The organism is Hyphomonas sp. ske169 (assembly GCF_056850855.1).
The window spans coordinates 2291468-2309495 of the sequence record NZ_CP096146.1 but is presented as its reverse complement, the minus strand read 5'-3'; the positions used below and the strand labels follow the sequence as shown (position 1 = coordinate 2309495).

Here is an 18028-nt window from a genome sequence, read left to right as displayed (position 1 = left end):
TAGCCAGAACGCGGTAAAGCGCGCTAGACGAAAAGCCATGGCTCAAGATGTTGCCCTCGTCGAAAAGCGGACCCCAACCCGGCGTGCCCCGGGAAGATGGCGGTTAAGCTCAATCATCGACGGCCGGGCCCTCCGGGTCAAACTCACCGCAGCGGCGCTCAGCCATGAGGGCGATGACAAAGCCGCGCGAAAAGAGGCGCTCGACATCTTACATGGCGCCTTGTTCCGAGGCCGTCTGATCGCCCAGGAACGTCTGCAACAAGGCGCTGATGGGCTCGACACCGCACGTCTGCTTTCGGCGGTGCAAGACGAAGTCCTCCATGCCTTGTTCGATTTCATCACGACCCATGTGTTCCGAGCCCGGAACCCTACGGAGGGCGAGCGCATGGCGGTGTTCGCCACTGGCGGTTATGGCCGGTCGGTGCTCGCGCCATCTTCAGACATCGATCTACTCTTTATCCGCGCTTACAAAGCCAGCCCGCATGCTGAAAGCGTTATCGAATATATGCTCTATGCGCTTTGGGACATGGGGCTGAAGGTCGGACATGCATTCCGGACCCCGCAAGAATGCGTGCGGCTCGCGAAAGAAGACGTGACGATCAAAACCAGTCTCCTCGATGCGCGGTTCCTATTCGGTGACAAGGATTTGGCAGAGGAAACCCGCGAGCTGTTCAATCGCCAAGCCGTCGTCGGAGAAGACGCCCAATTTATCGCCGATAAGCTCGGAGAGCGAGACAATCGACATGCCCGCCAGGGCAATGCGCGATATTTGGTGGAACCGAATGTCAAAGAAAGCAAAGGCGGTCTGCGCGATCTCCAAACGCTATATTGGATCGTCAAACATATGCATCCCGACGAGACTGAGTCGCTCGAAGATGTGATGAAAACCAAGGTCTTCACCCAGCATGAATATCATCTTTTCATGCGCGCGGCCCGGTTTCTTTGGACGGTACGCTGTCACCTCCACTATATTACTGGACGCCCTGAAGAGCGCCTAAGTTTCGACCTGCAGCCAGAAATCGCCGCCCGAATGGGCTATCAGGATCGCGGCGAACAGCTCGGGGTTGAGCGGTTCATGAAGCGCTATTTCTTGGCAGCGAAAGATGTCGGCGGACTGACACGCATCCTGGCGGCGAAATTGGAAGCGCAGCAAAAGGCGAAACCAGAAGGATGGCGCCGCTTCCTATCGCGCGGTGGCCAATCCAAAACTCTGTCTGACGACCGATTTAAATTGGTCGGAAACCGGGTCAATTTTGCCGATACTGATATTGTTCCAGAAGATCCCACTGTCTTACTGAAACTGTTCCAAATCGCTGATAAAAGCGGCGTAGACGTCCACCCAGATGCGCTCACTTTCGCGACCCGCAATACCAAAATCATCAATGCCAAAAACCGCTCAAACCCGGACATGGTCGAGGTCTTCCTGGAGATTTTGCTGGAAAGCGACAATCTCGGCCTGACGCTGAACCGCCTGAATGAAGCGAGCGTATTGGGACGGTTCTTACCCGAGTTTGGCGGCATCGTGGCGCAGACACAGTTCAACATGTATCACCATTACACGGTCGACGAGCACACGATCCGGGCGATGGAATACATCTCGAATATGGACAAAGGCGAAGATGGATTTGCCTTGGCCAAGCAGCTTTACGGCAAAATCGAAAACCGCCGCGCGCTCTACCTCGCCATGTTGCTCCACGATACCGGTAAAGGCCTCGGCGATCAGCAAATCGAGGGCATGAAAACCGCCCGCCGCGCCTGTCGTCGCCTCGGTCTGGATAAAGCAGAAACCGAACTCGTTGCATGGCTGGTCGGCAATCATCTTGAGATGAGCGAGACCGCCCAAAAACGAGACATCGCAGACCCCCGGACCATCGTGACCTTCGCCGAAAAGGTCATGGATCTTGAGCATTTACGGTTGCTCTACATTCTCACTGTCGCGGATATCCGCGCTGTTGGTCCAAATGTTTGGAACACATGGAAAGGTCAGCTGCTCGGCGATCTTTACCACAATACCGAAGCGGCGCTGCGCGGTGGGCGGACAGATGAGGCGACCGTCACCGCAGAATTACAGGCGCGCGCGGAAGCCAATCGGGAACTGGTGGTCGATCAGTTTGGGACGCTCCCGCAAGTCATGCTCGAAATGGATGAGGCTTACTGGACCGGCTTCGATGCCGAAACCCTGGTCGAACATGCCAAACGCCTTTCAAGCTCTGACGACATTATTGTTAGCGCGACATCCGGCAGTGATGATCGCACCAGCCTGTTCATCTCGGCGCCCGATCGGGTTGGTCTGTTCGCGCGTTTGACCCAAGCCATTGGCGGCCTTGGCGCGCACACAGTCGCAGCGCAGGTCTTCACCGGCCCGTCCGGGCGGATCATCGATGTCTTCGTCCTCGAAGATGGCGAAGGCAACCCATTCGCGAAAGGCGATCGCAGCCGCCTAGACCGGATGGAGAAAAGCATTCTCGCGGCGATCGATCCTGAAACGGACTTGCCTGAGCCAAGCCTGCGTCAGAGCCAGCGGAAAGCGGCCTTTATCGTCCAACCGCGCGTCACAATCTCTGAGGACGCCTCGCAAGCCTATACGGTGATTGACGTTTCAGGGCGCGACCGCCCTGGCCTATTGAGTGATGTCAGCCAGGTCTTGGCCGCCGCCGGGATCTCAATCGTATCAGCGCATGTCGGATCGTATGGCGAGCGGGTGTTTGACGCGTTTTACGTCAAACTCCCGAGCGGATTTGACGAAGACATGAAATCGTCATTGCGTGACCAACTCCTCGCCGCGCTTGGCCGCGAAGAACCCGATGGTCCCAGCACCCCCGCGCGCAAACTCAAACGCGCCAGCGCAGCTGATAGTTTCTAAGGCGATCCCGACTCTATGAGCCTCTTGCGTAACACGCTCACACAATCCTCGCTGACCATGGGCAGCCGGATCCTGGGCTTTGTCCGAGACATTCTGATCGCCGCGAAGGTCGGTGCGGGGCCCATCGGGGACGCTTTTGTCACTGCGCTTATGTTCCCAAATCTGTTCCGGCGGATTTTCGCAGAAGGCGCTTTCGCGCAGGCCTTTGTACCCGCTTATGCGCGGACGCTGGAAGCGGAAGGCCCAGAAGCCGCCCAAGAAGTCGCCAAACAAACCATGCGAGGCCTGTTTGCGGCGACGGCCGGTCTGGTCATCATCGCACAATTCGCGATGCCCTGGATTATGAAAATCATTCATGGCGGCTATGAGGAGAGCAGTGAGAGTTTCCAACTCGCCATTTTGCTCACTCAGATCACCATGCCCTATCTCGCCTGCATGGCGCTGGCGGCGCTGTTATCAGGGGTGTTAAACTCGGCTGGGCGGTTCGTGCTATCCGCAGGCGCGCCGACTTTGTTGAACATCTGTCTGATCACGGCCGCCTTATTGGGCGATGATCAGCGCAATACCGCCATCCTCGCATCGATTGCGGTGTCGATTGCCGGTGCCGCCCAAGCCGCCCTGCTTTGGTGGGGCGTGAGCCGCCAAAAAGTCTCACTATCACTCGGCTGGCCGAAGCTGACCCCAGCGGTACGCAAAGTCATTGCCTTGGCCATCCCTGGAACGATTGCGGCGAGCGGTACGCAGATAAATATTCTGGTCAGCCAAGCGCTCGCCAGTTTCGAAGAAGGCGCCAAGTCTTGGCTGTTCTATGCCGATCGTTTGTATCAATTGCCGCTGGGAATTGTCGGCGTTGCCGTTGGGGTTGCGATTCTGCCCAGGCTGGCCCGCGCCGCGCGCTCAGATGATGGCAAATCCGCGAACACATTGATGGATGATGGCATTGGCCTCGCCATGGCGCTGACGCTACCTGCAGCCATCGCCCTGATGGTTGCGCCCGCCTATTTGATCGAAGGCCTGTACGCGCGCGGGGCGTTTTTGGTCTCAGACGCCCAGCAAGCCGGTTTGGCGCTCGTCCACTATGGCTGGGGCGTCCCGGCCTTTGTGTTGATCAAAGTGCTCGCCCCGGGCTTCTTCGCGCGCGAAGATACTAAGACCCCGATGCGGTTTGTGCTCTTCACCGTCGCGCTGAACACGATCTTGGGCGCGGGCCTGTTTTTGTGGTTCCGCTCGCAAGGCTGGCCCGGCTTTCCGGGGCTCGCCATCGCCACCAGTGTCGCCGCTTGGATCAATGCTGCTTTGCTATTCTTTGGGCTGCAGGCCCGCGGTTGGTACCGCCCCGGCGGCCGACTGATCTCTCGATTGATATCGGTCACACTGGCGAGCGTCTCGATGGGGGCGGCATTGCTTTTTCTGTTGCAGCACCGCGAGACGCTGCAAAGCTGGGCCCCTTACGGCAAATTTGTGGAAGTGTTGGCATTCATCTCCATCGGCGCGGCCGCGTATGGGATTGCTGCGATACTCTTTGGCGCGATCCGCCTACGTGATCTCAAAGCGATGGTCCGCCGCAAAGCAGCATAAATTCCCCACTAGCCAGGCGGTCAAAATCCGCTAAACCCCGCTGCCATGACTGAGCAAGCATCCTATTCTGGCCCGCAGCGGATTTTCTCTGGCATCCAGCCAACCGGAAATCTTCATCTTGGTAATTATCTCGGCGCACTGAAAAAGTTCGCCGACCTCCAAGATGCCGGTTGGGAAGGCATTTATTGTGTCGTCGATCTTCACGCCATCACAATGCCGCACCCAAAAGGCGCGCTGGCCGACCAGACCCGCCAAATCGCTGCTGCGATGATGGCCGCTGGGCTCGATCCCGATACATCGACCATCTTCGTTCAATCCTCAGTACGCGCCCACACTGAGCTGACTTGGATTTTCAACTGTGTCGCGCGCATGGGTTGGCTCGAAAAAATGACCCAGTTCAAGGATAAGTCAGGCAAAGACGCCGAACGCGCCAGCGTCGGTCTGTTCGATTATCCTGTCCTGCAAGCTGCTGATATTCTCGCCTACAAAGCGACCCATGTTCCGGTGGGCGAAGACCAAAAGCAGCATCTTGAACTGAGCCGCAACATCGCGGCCCGTTTCAATCAACAATATGATGCGCCCGGCTTTTTCCCAGAGCCAGAAGGCCTGATCGAAGGGCCTGGCGCGCGGATTATGAGTCTCAAAGACGGCACCAAGAAAATGTCGAAATCCGACCCGGCCGAAACCTCGCGGATCAATTTGATCGACGATACAGATACGATCGCCAAGAAGATCAAGAAGGCGAAGACCGACACGCTCGGCGATATGCCGGAAACGGTTGAAGACATGGCGCCGCGCCCTGAAGTCGCCAATCTGGTCGGCATCTATGCTGCGCTGGCAGGGATCAGCGATGAGCAAGTGCTCGCCGAATATGGCGGCAAAGGCTTTGGCACATTCAAACCCGCTTTGGCAGAGCTTGCGGTCGAGAAACTCTCGCCGATCACGAATAAGATGCGGGCCTATCTTGATGACCCGGCAGAGATTGATGCCGCGCTCGCGAAAGGGGCGGAAAAAGCCAATGCTGTGGCTGAGCCGATCATTGAAGAGGTGCGACGCGTTGTGGGCTTCTGGCAAGCCTAATCTCGGCCTATATCCATTGCGATATAAAAGGAAACTGTGATGTCTAAATGGCTTCTAAGCGCGGCTGTCGTCAGCCTTGTCGCGGCGTGTTCTCCGTCGGATGCACCGACACCTCCCGCGAGCGAGACAGGTCCTGTGCTCTCGTATAGCGATGCTTTCGTGATGGAGCCGATTGGCGGCCGTGATATGACAATGGGCGGTGTGACCCTCAGTGTTGAAGGCGGCGATGTCACCCTCACCAGCGCCTCCGCACCAAACATTGGCACAATCGAATTGCACACAATGGCCATGGTCGATGACCGTATGCAAATGCGTCAGGTCGAGAATTTTGAAATCGCCAGCGGCGAGACTCTCGAGCTTAAGCGCGGCGGCAATCACTTGATGATGTTCGATGTCGGTGAAGGTGTCGTCGGCGGCGAGACCGTGGACATCACATTTAATTTCGATGCAAATGGTGAGCCGATGACCCTGGTCGTCGAAGCCGATGTGCGGGTCGTGGGAGAATAGGTTTGAGCGATCTAACACAAGACCAGCAAGACAAACTCGACGCAGCAGCCTTCCGGCGCCTTCTATCGCATCTCGACAATCGCAAAGACGTCCAGAATATCGATTTGATGATCCTTGCCGATTTCTGCCGAAACTGCCTCGGCGACTGGTACCGCGAAGCGGCTGAGGCGGAAGGGATCGACATGTCCAAAGACGCCGCTCGGGAACGGGTCTACGGCATGCCCTATGCGACTTGGAAAGAGAAATTCCAAGGCGAGGCAACGCCAGAGCAAATGGCCGCGTTCAAAGCGCGGAAATCCGAGCGCTAAGCAGGCCGCGACATCGGGACGGCTCAATTCGCGCGTCTCGGGACGCCTCCAGGCCCAATTTACTCGAGATTTGTCCTGACAGGTTTCGTCATCCGAACGCCTTAAATAACGCACTTGTCATCCCTATCTATGCAATATCGCGATAGGGACTATTCGCGAAAGAGGGAAAGACGCTGCCGATGATCGGGGCTATGACCCTCACCAACGATAGAACCGAAGCAGATGCCTAAACGTATAGGGTCTTGTGACGGGGACAAAGGAGGACCAGTAATATGGCCAACACAACTGCGAGCCGCGCGCTCACGCTGAGCCCTGAGCAAGGTCTTAGCCGTTACCTCTCAGAAATCCGTAAGTTTCCAATGCTCGCCAAAGACGAAGAGTTCATGCTCGCCAAGCGTTGGCAGGAAAACGAAGACACTGAAGCCGCCGAGAAAATGGTGACCTCGCATCTGCGCCTGGTGGCGAAGATCGCGATGGGCTATCGCGGCTATGGCTTGCCGATGGCGGAAGTGATTTCCGAAGGCAATGTCGGCTTGATGCAATCAGTCAAAAAGTTTGACCCGGATAAAGGCTTCCGGCTCGCCACTTATGCCATGTGGTGGATCCGTGCCAGCATTCAGGAATATATCTTGCGCTCTTGGAGCCTGGTAAAGCTCGGCACTACAGCCGCGCAGAAAAAGCTTTTCTTCAATCTCCGCCGGATGAAAGGTGAGATTGATGCGCTGGATAATGCGCAGCTAAAGCCAGAGCAGGTCACGCATATTGCCGATAAGCTCAACGTCTCGGAAAAAGACGTGATCTCGATGAATGGCCGGATGAACGGCTCAGACGCCTCCCTCAACGCCCCGATGGGCGCAGAAGGCGACATGGAGTGGATGGATTGGCTCGAAGATGAAGAGCCGAACCAAGCTGAAGAGTTTGCGCGGACCCAAGAGTTCGATGCGCGGATGGAGCTCTTGCAAACCGCAATGGCGGATCTGTCAGAGCGCGAGCAGCACATCCTTCAAGAACGCCGTCTGACCGATGAACCAAAAACGCTCGAAGAGCTGTCTGAGGTTTACAATGTCAGCCGCGAGCGCATTCGCCAGATTGAAGTGCGCGCGTTCGAAAAGGTTCAAAAAGCCATGCAAAAAATGGCCAAAGAACAAGGCCTCCCAATGGGCGCTTAGGCTTTGAGCAAGCAAAACATCATTCGAATATCAGACAGGGGCGATCCACGGGTCGCCCCTTTTGTCAGCGTGCGAGAGCGAGATTTAACCGGCGGCGCCGACGGGCGCTTCATCGTCGAAGGCAAAGTCCCGCTTTCAATCTTATTGAGCCAATCGCGGTTTGCTGTTGAGAGCCTGTTTCTATGCGAGACCCGGCTCGAACCCCTGGCGGCGCTTTTGCAGCAAGTGGATCCCAGCGTGCCAATCTATACGGCGCCGCAGGTTTTGATGGATGAGATTGCTGGGTTTCCTATCCATCGCGGGATCCTCGCCTGCGCGCGGAAGGGCGCGCCATTGCCGCTTGAGAGTTTTTTGAGCGCCAAACGTCTATTACTGCTCAATGAAATCTCCAATCATGACAATGTCGGCGCGGCGTTTCGCAATGCGGCGGCGTTTGGGGCCGACGGCGTGCTGCTTGATGCAGGCTCCTGCGATCCGCTCTACCGCAAGTCCATTCGGGTCTCGTCAGGCGCGAGCTTATGGCTGCCCTATCATCATGGCGGCAGCGGGCTCGATCATGTCGAAATCCTGAAAGCCGCTGGATTTGAAATCTGGGCAATGACGCCGCGCAGCGACGCTGAGCCCTTGCAAAACCTAGCGCCGCCGGAAAAGCTCGCCATCTTGCTCGGCGCTGAGGGCCCGGGCCTGCCGAATGCCCTAATCCAAGCCGCACGGCCCGTGCGAATCCCAATGCGCGCCGGCTTTGATAGCGTTAATGTTGCGACGGCTGGTGCAATCGCCCTCGCCCATGTATTCAACCCACATTAATCGAGACGCGCTCAGCTCAGTGGGAGAATAAATGCGTTACATCGTTACCGGGGGATATGGGTTTATTGGCTCTGCCGTCGTCCGCCAGTTGGTCGCCGCCGGACATGATGTCTTCAATCTCGACAAGAAAACCTACGCCGCAAACCCGGCCGCGATCGCCGGGACGGCTGTTCAGAACGTGCATGCCTGCATCACTGATCGCCCGGCTGTGGAAGCTTTGTTCAAGGCCGCGCGCCCCGATGCTGTGCTGCATCTCGCCGCTGAAACCCATGTCGACCGCTCGATTGATGGGCCCAGCGCGTTTATGAAAACCAATGTCGATGGCACATTCTGCCTGCTCGAAGCGGCGTTGAATTGGTGGCAGAGCGCAGGCCGCAGCGAGCAATTTCGGTTCGTCCATGTCTCCACCGATGAAGTGTTTGGCGATTTGGGCCCAGATGATCCGGTGTTTGATGCCCACACGGCCTATGCGCCCTCCTCGCCCTATTCAGCCAGCAAAGCTGCCAGCGACCATTTGGTGCGCGCTTGGCAGCGAACCTATGGCCTCCCGACGCTGGTGACCAATTGCACGAATAATTATGGGCCGTGGCAGAATGCTGAAAAACTGATCCCGACCGTCATCCGCAAAGCCATTCTTGGCGCGCCGATCCCAATTTATGGCGATGGGCAAAACGTCCGCGATTGGCTCTATGTCGAAGACCATGCCCGCGGCCTGATTGAGGCTTGCGGCGCAGCCCCCGGCTCAACACTCTTGTTTGGCGCTCGCGCTGAGCGTAGCAATCTCGAGCTCGTCAAAGCGATATGCGGCCTGCTCGATGAAATCCGACCGAAAGCCAATAAATACGCCGATCAAATCGAGTTTGTCACCGATCGCAAAGGCCATGACCGCCGGTATGGGGTCGATCCGTCCAGCGCCGAAACGCTGATCGACTGGCAACCTGAGCACGATCTCGATGCTGGTCTTCGGGCGACGGTAGAATGGTATCTCGCCAATCTCGATAGCGATTTGGTCGATGCAGATGACCGGCTCGGCCTGGCACGGTCTTAGACCTTTATTCCGCGGCTTGCGCCTTCCCACCATTGGTTAGACGCCGGATCACATCGGCCACATCGCTGCCAAAGGCGTGATGCGGCATGTGCCCACCATCCGCGAGTTTGACCAGCTCTAGGCCCTCGACTTGATGTTTCAGCTTGCCGACATGCAATGGCGGGCTGATCACCGTGTCGAGCGCGCCCGAGAACACCACAGTCGGGACTTTAATCTCGTCATAGCGCGCTTGCTGAGCGCCAAGCTCAAGCCGAAGCGCATTCACATCCTTCGCATTCGCCGAAAAATTTGACGGTCGGAATAACAGTCCAATCCCCGATTTTTCGAAATAGCCCTCTGGCGCAGGTTTAGGCGAAAACACATTGGTGACACCGCGCTTGACCTGCGCAGGCCCGACAATCGGCACCAATTGGGTAAAGGCTGGCCCGATCAGAGGATGCCCTGCATATTTGTTGTACCAAGCCTCACCGCCGCCGCCCCAATCATGGCTGACCGGCGCGAGCAACACCAAGCCTTCGACAAGTTCGGGATGATCGAGCGCGAGCCTGAGCGAAACAGCGCCGCCAAAACTATGCCCGACAACAATCGCTTTTTGGCCCGGCGCAAGCGCCTTCAAGGCGCCCGCAGCTTGTGCTGCCTGCACCGCCAGCGTGTCCGCATCCGCGGGGCGTTCAGAATGACCATGCCCAGGGCGATCGACCATCAGAATGCGGTGCGTCTCAGAGAGGCGCGGCGCTAAGGTCCAGGAAAACTCCCGCGCATTCGCCGAGGCGCCATGGATCATTAGAACAACAGGGCCATCTCTGCCCTGCTCTAGCACGTGAACATCAGCGCCATTCACCTCGACCAGCTGACCGTCTGCGGGATGGTCTTTGTTGACGCGCGAAGCATAGGCCGCGCTGTTCAACCAAGCAGCCGCACCGCCAAGGGCGAGGACGATTACTCCAATTGTCAGCATTCTCACACCGGCCGGCCTTCCTGTTCGCGCCGAATGCGATTTATACCGCGCTGGGCCGAAGGAAAGAGCGGATAGATCTCAAGCGCTTTTGAATAGGCCTCAAGCGCTTCCTCTTTTGACCCCAGTCCCTCAAGCACCGCGCCAAGACCGCCCCAGGCCCCAAAATGACGAGGCTCTAAACGCAGCGCCTCATTTACATCGCGCAGGGCTTCTGGATAGTTTTCTTGCGCCAGAAACACCGTCGCCCGCCGGTTCCAAGCTTCGGCATAGTCCGGCTGGATTGCGATGACGCGGTCATACAGCGCGCGGGCATGATCCAAGTCGCCAAAGGCTTGGGCTTGCACCGCCCGCTCCATGACGAGATCCGCCGCAGCCGAACCACTTTCCATCCAAGAGGCCCAGATATCGAGTGCGACATCATTGGCTTCTTCTTCGCTCGGGGCATTTTTTAACTCGTCAAACATCTCTTCAGACGGCCCGAAATCGGGGCTGCTGACGAGAAGAAGTCCGACAAAGGCGAGCGCTTTTAGCATGGTTTAGACTATGGGCCGTTGAGCAATGAGTGCCAAGAAAAATTAGCGTGAAGCACTGTATCGGCTGCAAATGGGGCTAAAATCCGAGCGCTTCGGCGATGGCTTTCACTTTCGCTTCGCGGTCTGGCACCGCCGCATCTATCATTTTGTAATAGCGGTCCAAGATCTCTGGCGAGACTTTATCTGGCGAACCAGCATCAAAGGGCGGCATCGGGTCATATTCAATGCTGAGCTGAATGAACCGGGCGAAATCCTCATTGCGGATACGCGCCGCCAGGGCCAAAGCAAAGTCTATCCCGGAGGTGACCCCACCGCCCGAAAACCGGTTTCGGTCTTCAACAATCCGCTCCCGCACCGGGATGGCGCCAAAATATTCGAGCTGATCAATCGACGCCCAATGACAGCCTGATCGGTAGCCCTTGAGCAGCCCCGCCGCGCCGAGCACCAGCGAGCCCGTACAAACCGAGGTCACCCAATCGGCTTTCTCGGCCACCTTGCGGAGCCAGTCTAAGACCTCGCGGTCCTGCATAATCTCCATCGTGCCGAGCCCACCCGGCACGCACAGGATATTGACGTGCTCGATCTCATCAAAGGTGGCGGTCGGCAAAAGCGGAAATCCAGCATCAGTGGGCACTGGGTCTTTGTTTTTCCAGACCAAGTTGAGCTCTGTGTTCCCGAGCCGTGAAAGCACTTGCGCTGGGCCGGTTAGGTCCAATTGCGTGACATTTGGAAACAGTAAGAACGCAACCGAATGCGGGGATAAGTCTGGCATGGCCATCTCCTTTTTGGTGAATGGCCCAGGCGATCGGCACTCGTGACTATCATCGACGCTCCCCAGTGGTGCTCCACTTCATTCGCCAGTCGCGCCGCGATCGAGGATTATAGAACGCTTGCAGCGCGCGGTCTATGGGCCCGCCTGAGGCCAATATGAACCACACGAGCAGCTTTGTTGGCACCGCGTTTCAGCCGCTGAATAATTTCGTTCACCCATTGGGACTATTTCAACCCATCTCAGATATTGAGACCCCACAAGACATAATCGGGGGTTAGAATGAACCAGCGTTTCAAACTTATCTTGGCACTGGCAGCCGTGTTCGGATTATCGGCATGCGCCCCAGGTGATATGTTTAGCGGTGAAGGCAGCGGCGAAATGATCGCGCCGGAAACACCCCTGATTGTCGCCGAAGGTCAAAGCCGGACACTCATGAGCCAAGTTTCCATCGGCCAGCCCAATCTTGTCGCAAACGAGCTTCCAGCGGTGTTCGAAGCGATCGATGCGGAGCCTAATTGTAGGATGCCGCGACCGAGCGGGGCGTCGAAAGTTGCCTATGTCTACACCTATGGCGGCGGCGTGAAGACCCCTCTTCAATACATCGCCGACGGCGAGGACGCGGAACTGATTGCCGCACGAATCGCCATGACGAAAGAAGTCGCCAAAGAGGTCGCGCGCGAAGGCGGGTTCATTGAGGGCGCGATCGCGAGAGAGTTTGCGGGTTTTGCAAAAGGAAACTCTGTCGAGTGGGCGACCCGTGTGGACGTCTTGGTCACCGAAACCGAAGCCCCGGTGTTTCTGGTTCTGACCTCCTATAATGCGATCCTTTGGAATATTCAGCTGGCGCCAGGTGCCAAACTGGATGGTGTCGTGGTGAGCGCATATGAAGGCGGCGCGATTGCAAATGGCGCGTCCGCTCGCCGCACAGGCTTTATGGGGTTTGACGGCTCGCCGAACCGGTCCTGCCGTTTGGACGGGCGCGGCAAACCCGTGCCAAGCGCGGACCGCATCGCGAGCGCCAAGGATCTAAATCCTGATTTCGATCCGCAAGGCTATAAGGAACGATGGGACGCAGAATACCGAGACGGTCAGAAATTCTTTGCCGTCGAGTTGCGTCAAAAAATCGGAAAAACTCCAACCTGGGTGCTCAATGATGCGCGCGGCGAAACGTTTCAAGCGGTGCTGGTTGGGCCAGTGCCAGACGCGCCCTTTCAGCAAGAACCGATCACACGCCTTCAAATTCCATCCTATATTGCGCCCTATTGGGGCACGCGGAAAGGCGCATTTCAATATTTTGGGCTGGAGTGAACCGAACGCGCCTAAAGCAGCCCTTCAGCCATCAATCGTGCTTTCAGCCCCTCTGCACCCGTGAACTGATGCGTTTTGAAACCCATGGCCTCAGCGGCGAGGCAATTATTCTCGCGGTCATCAGTGAACAGCACATCACCGGGATCAGGATTGCCCATTCGTTCGAGGGTGATTTCATAGATGCGGCGGTCGGGTTTAACCACCTTCTCCGCCCCAGAGACCACCACATCGCGTAGCAATCTGATCATTGGAAAGGCGTCAAACGTCTCTTCCGCGACTTCTGCCGGGATGTTGGACAGCCCATAGAGCGGCACACTGTTTTCTTCGAGCTCAGCCATCAGCGGCGGCATACCCGGAACGTAGCCTTCAAACATATCCAGCCAGCGCGTGCGCCAGGCTAAGATCTGCGATTCATAGTGCGGATATTGCGCGATCAGGGGTTTGGCATTCTCTGCCATGGAAACGCCGCGATCATGGTGAACATGCCAATCCATGTTACACACATCGCGAACAAAGGTCTCAGCCTCTGTTTCAGACTCAAACAAGTCGCGATAGAGCCGGATTGGTTGCCAATCGACAACCACATGGCCAAGATCGAAAAGGACGATGCGAGCACCCATCTCAAATGAGGCTCAGCTGTTCATCTCTGACTCAGCCCTGCTTTGCTTTGAAGCGTGGGTCAGTCTTGTTGATGACATAGGTCCGGCCACGGCGGCGAACGACCTTGCAGTCACGGTGGCGCGACTTGAGTGCTTTGATCGAGGATTTCACTTTCATGGCTTTTGCCCAAACGTTAGAACTGTTTTCACGAAAGCGCGGGACATACACATCGGGTCCGAGTGAGTCAATCATGGCTTACAGGCTTTTCCGCAAAGGGGTGCATGTGATGAGGGACTTTATGATCAAACGGCCAATCTATGGCCTCTTGGCTGGCGCAGCGCTGATGACCGCCTGTGCCTCAGCGCCTCAAGCCGCTGGGCCAAGCGCGCCGGGGACGAGCGGTAATGGCGGGGTGGTTGAGACACCGACCGTCCCATCGCTGCCGCCTTTTGCGGCGTCTGGACATGATGGAATGGATGCCTGGCGGTTAGATTTTGCCAATCGCGCAATCGCCGCTGGCCGAAACCCAACTGTCGTTTATGAAACCCTGCGCAGCATCTCCCCGCTTGAGCTTTATCTCTCAGACAATGTCTCAATTGCCGGGACAGACGTTGCGGATCAGGCGGAATTTGCCAAGCCGATTTGGGACTATGTCGAATCAGCCGTGACAGAAGGCCGGAAAACGCGCGGCGCTGAGCGGCTTGCTGAACTTTCAGCGACCTTTGATCTTATTGAAGCCGAATATGGCGTCGATCGCGAAGCAATTACTGCGATCTGGGCCATGGAAACCAATCTCGGCTCTTATATTGGCAATTTCGACGCCGCAAATACACTGGCCAATATGGCGGTCGAAGGCCGGCGCCAGCGATTTGCAGAAAGCGAGCTGACCGCTCTGATGAAAATCCAAGAGCGCGGCGAGGTTGACCGAGATGACTTGGTCTCCGGATGGGCGGGCGCGATGGGACAGACCCAATTCATGCCCTCGACCTTTTTGTCTTACGCCGTCGATTTTGATGGCGATGGGGTTAAAGACCTTTGGAACAGCGCGCCCGACGCCTTGGCGTCCGCCGCAAATTATCTGAGTGCCTCAGGTTATCAAAAGGACCAGCCGTGGGGCATTGAGATCTTGGCCCCGAGCGATTTTGACTGGTCGCTCGCCGATGGTGAAGACCGGCGCCTATCGACTTGGGCAAGCTATGGCCTATCCCCGATGTCCGGCGGAACGTTTACCGCACCCGAGACGGCTTATGCAGAGTTCTGGCTGCCCACCGGCGCGTCTGGCCCGAAATTCCTGCTGTTCAAGAATTTTGACGTGTTCAAGACCTATAACCGGTCTGACAGCTACGCGCTCGCGGTTGGTTTGCTAACTGATGGCGTCGCGGGTGTAACAGGTCCCATCGCCAGCTGGCCAACCGATCTGACCCTGCTCAATAAGCGCGATATCATGATTTTGCAGAGCAATCTGAACCGGCTGGGCTTTGACGCAGGCGCGGTGGATGGGATTGCCGGACGCGGCACCAAAGGCGCGCTGCGGCGGTTTCAGAAAGCCAATGAGATTATCCCGGCGGATGGATATCCCACCACGATCGCCCTCGATCAGGTCCTCGCCGCGAGCTAGAGCTCATCCGCTTCGCCGACGCCGGGCGCAATCGCTTTCCAGGCAAATAGCGCCATGGAGATCAGCAATCCGACGCAAATCCAGAAGGGCAGAGCCGGGTCAACAAACTCGTACAAGAACAGGCCAAACAGCGGCGTGATGATATAGCCCATCCCATTGGCGGAGATGACCAAGCCTGCGACATTGCCCTGCAATTGTGGCGACACCGCGAGCGAGGCGCCACTTGAAAAGCCAGGACGGGTCAGCCCTTGACCAATCCCAAGGAAGAATTGCGCAAAGATCAGTGTCGCGAAGTCTTGTGCTGGGATCAGCAATAGAGCCCCGATTAAAAGCGGGAAACAGCCGGTGATCATCAGCGTCTTGTTCTTCAGTTTCAGCTTTGGGATTAAAACCAGCTGCGCTGTCATCACGGCCATCGCGCCGACCATAAAGGCCGGACCTGTATATTGGGCCGCCTGAACGCCAGTCACATCCAGCTTATCCATCACCGCGAACACAAAGACCTGGGTCAGGATGCCGGTGACCAAAGACAGTGTCACCGCATAAGCCAAGAACGGGAGCACATTGCGCGATTTCCAGAGGCCGATGGCGCCCGGAATCGCTTCAATCTTCGTCGCATCTTGGACGGGTTTCCGATTCTCCGGCAGGTAATTCCACAACAGGACTGACATTGTCGCCGCCATGATGGAGGTAATGAGCATTGGGCTCAGCAATCCAAAATTTGCAACCAGAACCGCTGCGAAGGCAGGCCCAACAATGGTTCCAAAGCTAAAACCCGAGGTGACAAACGCGATCTCGCTTTGGCGTTCATGGGGGTCCGTTCGGTCTGCCACATAAGCCTGGGCAGCCGGACTAGATCCCGATCCGATCAAACCAAACACGGATCGTGACAAAGCCAGGCAAGCAAAAATCGCGAAGGGCGCAGTGATCCATTCAGAAATCGCTGCCCATGATGATAAGAGCAGCAAAAACATCGACACAGCATAGCCTGCGAGCCCGAAAGACGCGATCCGGCGGCGGCCATATCGGTTTGAACGCTTTCCCCAAAACGGCGACGAAAGCGACCAACACAAAGCCGACAGCGAGAAGATCGCGCCTGCCATCCAATCGGGGAGCGCCAGCGTCCGGGTCAAAGGCGGAATAACCGCCGCGATCAGCATCGTATTGCCAGCGCCAATCGCCATCAAAGAAAAGAATAAGAGAAAAAACGCCCCGCGCCGATTGGGCTGGGGCGTTTGATCTAAGCTTTGGTCGGCGTCACTCATGCGCCCCTTTTCTGCTCATGCGCCACAAAATCAAGATCTGATTCAATCATTCTTAGGCCTGCCGCCGCGTCGGCAACCGGTTCGAAAGGTTCTTCTGAAATGATCAGACCCTGACACCGTCATCCCAGGAATATTTCATGATCCAATTGTTTGGATTCGCCATTGTCTTACTGATCGTCTCTGGCGCTTTGCTGATCAGTGGGGGTCCAGCTGTTTTGTCGGCTTTGCCCTTCGAATTGGCCCTAATCGGCGGCGCCGCGATCGGTACTGTGATGATCGGCAATTCTGCATCGGTTGCGAAAGCCGCCTTCGGCGGGTTTGCGCAAACTTTGCGCGGCGCGAAATGGTCTAAGGATGATTATGCTGGATTGCTAACATTGATGCACGAGCTTGTGCGCCGGGCCCAGCGCGGGGGAATCGTCGCGATAGAGCGCGATATTGAGGCGCCTGAAGACTCTGCCCTATTCGCGACCCAACCGCGCCTGCAGAACGATCCGTACGCCATCAATCTCATCTGCGACAGCTTCCGCCTGATCGCGCTCGATCCGAGCATGCGCCAACAGACAGCCACCTATCTCCAAGATACGGTGGCAGAGATGGTTGAAGAACGGCAACGCGCCGTCGGCGCACTTCAAACCCTGGCCGATGCTCTCCCCGCGCTCGGCATTGTCGCCGCGGTTTTGGGCATCATCAAAACCATGGCGATGATTGATCAATCCACCGCGGTGCTTGGGGAAATGATCGCCTCAGCGCTCTTAGGCACCTTCCTTGGGGTCTTTTTGGCTTATGGACTGGTCGGCCCGATCGCTAATCGATTTGGCCAAATCGTTGAAGAAGAAGCGATTTATCTCGATACAATTGCCCGAATTATCACCGCCTTTACCCAGGAAACCGCGCCCCGCACTTCGATCGAGATGGCCCGGGCTAGCCTGCCAGCCCACCTTCGGCCAAACATCTCCGACCTCGATGAGCACATCAAGATTGTTCGGTTGGAACAGGCCCAGCGCGCCGCCTAGAAACGCCTCCAACAGCGTTCCTAATCCTGAAAAATTTGATCTATCCGCTTAATCGGATCGCAAATCCGCTATCGGATACTCGCGGGTGAGGGATGCAGAATAAAGGCGCTTAGCCCATGCAGACGACCGAATTCGAGACACCCAACCCGGCACCATCCTATTGGTTACGCGGCATGCCAGCCCTGTTGGCCAACGGCCTGTGCGGCCTGATCGCTATTTTTGTCGCCATTGCGGCCATGACATACGAACCTCATTCAGGTCCCGGTGGCGTCGGATTCGATCATATTGTCCGGATTATCTCTTTTGCGGGGCTCACAATCTGGGTCACGTTTACAATCGGCATAAGTCGTCGCGGCGCAGCTGCCATGATCGTCCTCGGGTTCGCCGTGTTTCTTGAGCTGGTGATTGTCCCACTGAGAGAGTCCGGTCTCTCGACCATTGCGTCGGCAAATCTTGGAATTGTCTTGGCCTACTGCGTTGTCCAGATGTACTGGTTCGCCCTGCAGGCGCGGTCTAAAAGAGACCGATTGCACCTAGAACCAGCTAAAGACTAGCCTTCGCACCAATCGCGCCCTATTTTCCAATTGGATTGATTGGG

18 protein-coding genes and 1 riboswitch are annotated in these 18028 nt (G+C 56.8%); of the genes, 12 read left to right on the top strand and 6 right to left on the bottom strand.

The features are described 5' to 3' along the window. The first annotated feature begins 37 nt into the window (after window positions 1–37). From MY069_RS11265 to rfbB, 8 genes are all read left to right on the top strand, one after another. Window positions 38–2863 (top strand): [protein-PII] uridylyltransferase, encoded by a 2826-nt coding sequence (locus MY069_RS11265; RefSeq protein WP_482793884.1) that lies wholly within the window; start codon window positions 38–40, stop codon window positions 2861–2863. 15 nt (window positions 2864–2878) lie between these two features. After that, window positions 2879–4441 carry a murein biosynthesis integral membrane protein MurJ gene (murJ, locus tag MY069_RS11260; protein ID WP_482793883.1) on the top strand — a complete coding sequence of 521 codons (1563 nt, stop codon included), beginning with the start codon at window positions 2879–2881 and terminating at the stop codon, window positions 4439–4441. A gap of 45 nt (window positions 4442–4486) precedes the next feature. Beyond that, a complete protein-coding gene (trpS, locus tag MY069_RS11255) occupies window positions 4487–5521 on the top strand; it encodes a tryptophan--tRNA ligase (protein ID WP_482793882.1) in 1035 nt (344 codons plus the stop codon). A gap of 39 nt (window positions 5522–5560) precedes the next feature. Next, window positions 5561–6028, top strand: a complete 468-nt coding sequence (locus tag MY069_RS11250) for a copper chaperone PCu(A)C (RefSeq protein WP_482793881.1) — start codon at window positions 5561–5563, stop codon at window positions 6026–6028. Window positions 6029–6030: 2 nt separating this feature from the next. After that, window positions 6031–6336, top strand: coding sequence for a DUF1244 domain-containing protein (locus MY069_RS11245; RefSeq protein ID WP_482793880.1), 306 nt, complete (start codon window positions 6031–6033; stop codon window positions 6334–6336). 272 nt (window positions 6337–6608) lie between these two features. Continuing rightward, window positions 6609–7505 carry an RNA polymerase sigma factor RpoH gene (gene rpoH, locus MY069_RS11240; RefSeq protein WP_482793879.1) on the top strand — a complete coding sequence of 299 codons (897 nt, stop codon included), beginning with the start codon at window positions 6609–6611 and terminating at the stop codon, window positions 7503–7505. Between the two features lie 3 nt (window positions 7506–7508). Then, window positions 7509–8312: a TrmH family RNA methyltransferase gene (locus MY069_RS11235; protein ID WP_482793878.1), complete on the top strand. Its 804-nt coding sequence runs from the start codon at window positions 7509–7511 to the stop codon at window positions 8310–8312. 31 nt (window positions 8313–8343) lie between these two features. Beyond that, window positions 8344–9360: a dTDP-glucose 4,6-dehydratase gene (gene rfbB, locus MY069_RS11230; RefSeq protein ID WP_482793877.1), complete on the top strand. Its 1017-nt coding sequence runs from the start codon at window positions 8344–8346 to the stop codon at window positions 9358–9360. Window positions 9361–9364: 4 nt separating this feature from the next. Here the strand turns inward: rfbB and MY069_RS11225 are convergent, their stop codons facing one another. From MY069_RS11225 to MY069_RS11215, 3 genes are all read right to left on the bottom strand, one after another. Continuing rightward, entirely contained in the window at window positions 9365–10318 is a 954-nt protein-coding gene (locus MY069_RS11225) for an alpha/beta fold hydrolase (protein WP_482793876.1), read from the bottom strand. Between the two features lie 2 nt (window positions 10319–10320). Further along, window positions 10321–10851: a tetratricopeptide repeat protein gene (locus tag MY069_RS11220; protein ID WP_482793875.1), complete on the bottom strand. Its 531-nt coding sequence runs from the start codon at window positions 10849–10851 to the stop codon at window positions 10321–10323. 76 nt (window positions 10852–10927) lie between these two features. Further along, complete coding sequence (locus tag MY069_RS11215; protein WP_482793874.1) at window positions 10928–11623, bottom strand: DJ-1/PfpI family protein; 696 nt, start codon at window positions 11621–11623, stop codon at window positions 10928–10930. A 16-nt stretch (window positions 11624–11639) separates the two neighbouring features. Further along, window positions 11640–11726, bottom strand: a riboswitch (ZMP/ZTP riboswitch). Window positions 11727–11902: 176 nt separating this feature from the next. Here MY069_RS11215 and MY069_RS11210 point away from each other — a divergent pair. After that, window positions 11903–12931: a hypothetical protein gene (locus MY069_RS11210; protein WP_482793873.1), complete on the top strand. Its 1029-nt coding sequence runs from the start codon at window positions 11903–11905 to the stop codon at window positions 12929–12931. Window positions 12932–12942: 11 nt separating this feature from the next. Here MY069_RS11210 and MY069_RS11205 read toward each other — a convergent pair whose 3' ends face one another. Together MY069_RS11205 and ykgO are read right to left on the bottom strand one after the other, a co-directional pair. Further along, window positions 12943–13551 carry an HAD family hydrolase gene (locus MY069_RS11205; RefSeq protein WP_482793872.1) on the bottom strand — a complete coding sequence of 203 codons (609 nt, stop codon included), beginning with the start codon at window positions 13549–13551 and terminating at the stop codon, window positions 12943–12945. 31 nt (window positions 13552–13582) lie between these two features. After that, window positions 13583–13708, bottom strand: a complete 126-nt coding sequence (gene ykgO, locus MY069_RS11200; protein ID WP_083332675.1) for a type B 50S ribosomal protein L36 — start codon at window positions 13706–13708, stop codon at window positions 13583–13585. Between the two features lie 121 nt (window positions 13709–13829). Here ykgO and MY069_RS11195 point away from each other — a divergent pair, with 121 nt between their 5' ends. Continuing rightward, on the top strand, window positions 13830–15149 hold the full coding sequence (locus MY069_RS11195; RefSeq protein WP_482793871.1) for a lytic murein transglycosylase: 1320 nt from the start codon (window positions 13830–13832) through the stop codon (window positions 15147–15149). Here MY069_RS11195 and MY069_RS11190 read toward each other — a convergent pair. After that, the gene (locus MY069_RS11190) at window positions 15146–16414 is read right to left on the bottom strand and encodes an MFS transporter (RefSeq protein WP_482793870.1); all 1269 of its coding nucleotides are present in this window, start codon (window positions 16412–16414) and stop codon (window positions 15146–15148) included. The two genes, MY069_RS11195 and MY069_RS11190, sit on opposite strands and share 4 nt — an antisense overlap. Window positions 16415–16551: 137 nt before the next feature. Between MY069_RS11190 and MY069_RS11185 the strand changes: the two genes are divergently transcribed. Next, the gene (locus MY069_RS11185) at window positions 16552–17430 is read left to right on the top strand and encodes a motility-associated protein (RefSeq protein WP_482793869.1); all 879 of its coding nucleotides are present in this window, start codon (window positions 16552–16554) and stop codon (window positions 17428–17430) included. A gap of 116 nt (window positions 17431–17546) precedes the next feature. Continuing rightward, complete coding sequence (locus MY069_RS11180; protein WP_482793868.1) at window positions 17547–17984, top strand: hypothetical protein; 438 nt, start codon at window positions 17547–17549, stop codon at window positions 17982–17984. Window positions 17985–18028 lie beyond the last annotated feature (44 nt).

Bases quoted from the DNA above. Each gene is read 5' to 3' on its own strand.
- MY069_RS11265 (WP_482793884.1), top strand. From the start codon at position 38: ATGGCTCAAGATGTTGCCCTCGTCGAAAAGCGGACCCCAACCCGGCGT.
- murJ (WP_482793883.1), top strand. From the start codon at position 2,879: ATGAGCCTCTTGCGTAACACGCTCACACAATCCTCGCTGACCATGGGC.
- trpS (WP_482793882.1), top strand. From the start codon at position 4,487: ATGACTGAGCAAGCATCCTATTCTGGCCCGCAGCGGATTTTCTCTGGC.
- MY069_RS11250 (WP_482793881.1), top strand. From the start codon at position 5,561: ATGTCTAAATGGCTTCTAAGCGCGGCTGTCGTCAGCCTTGTCGCGGCG.
- rpoH (WP_482793879.1), top strand. From the start codon at position 6,609: ATGGCCAACACAACTGCGAGCCGCGCGCTCACGCTGAGCCCTGAGCAA.
- rfbB (WP_482793877.1), top strand. From the start codon at position 8,344: ATGCGTTACATCGTTACCGGGGGATATGGGTTTATTGGCTCTGCCGTC.
- MY069_RS11225 (WP_482793876.1), bottom strand. From the start codon at position 10,318: ATGCTGACAATTGGAGTAATCGTCCTCGCCCTTGGCGGTGCGGCTGCT.
- MY069_RS11220 (WP_482793875.1), bottom strand. From the start codon at position 10,851: ATGCTAAAAGCGCTCGCCTTTGTCGGACTTCTTCTCGTCAGCAGCCCC.
- MY069_RS11215 (WP_482793874.1), bottom strand. From the start codon at position 11,623: ATGCCAGACTTATCCCCGCATTCGGTTGCGTTCTTACTGTTTCCAAAT.
- MY069_RS11210 (WP_482793873.1), top strand. From the start codon at position 11,903: ATGAACCAGCGTTTCAAACTTATCTTGGCACTGGCAGCCGTGTTCGGA.
- MY069_RS11205 (WP_482793872.1), bottom strand. From the start codon at position 13,551: ATGGGTGCTCGCATCGTCCTTTTCGATCTTGGCCATGTGGTTGTCGAT.
- ykgO (WP_083332675.1), bottom strand. From the start codon at position 13,708: ATGAAAGTGAAATCCTCGATCAAAGCACTCAAGTCGCGCCACCGTGAC.
- MY069_RS11195 (WP_482793871.1), top strand. From the start codon at position 13,830: ATGATCAAACGGCCAATCTATGGCCTCTTGGCTGGCGCAGCGCTGATG.
- MY069_RS11190 (WP_482793870.1), bottom strand. From the start codon at position 16,414: ATGAGTGACGCCGACCAAAGCTTAGATCAAACGCCCCAGCCCAATCGG.
- MY069_RS11185 (WP_482793869.1), top strand. From the start codon at position 16,552: ATGATCCAATTGTTTGGATTCGCCATTGTCTTACTGATCGTCTCTGGC.
- MY069_RS11180 (WP_482793868.1), top strand. From the start codon at position 17,547: ATGCAGACGACCGAATTCGAGACACCCAACCCGGCACCATCCTATTGG.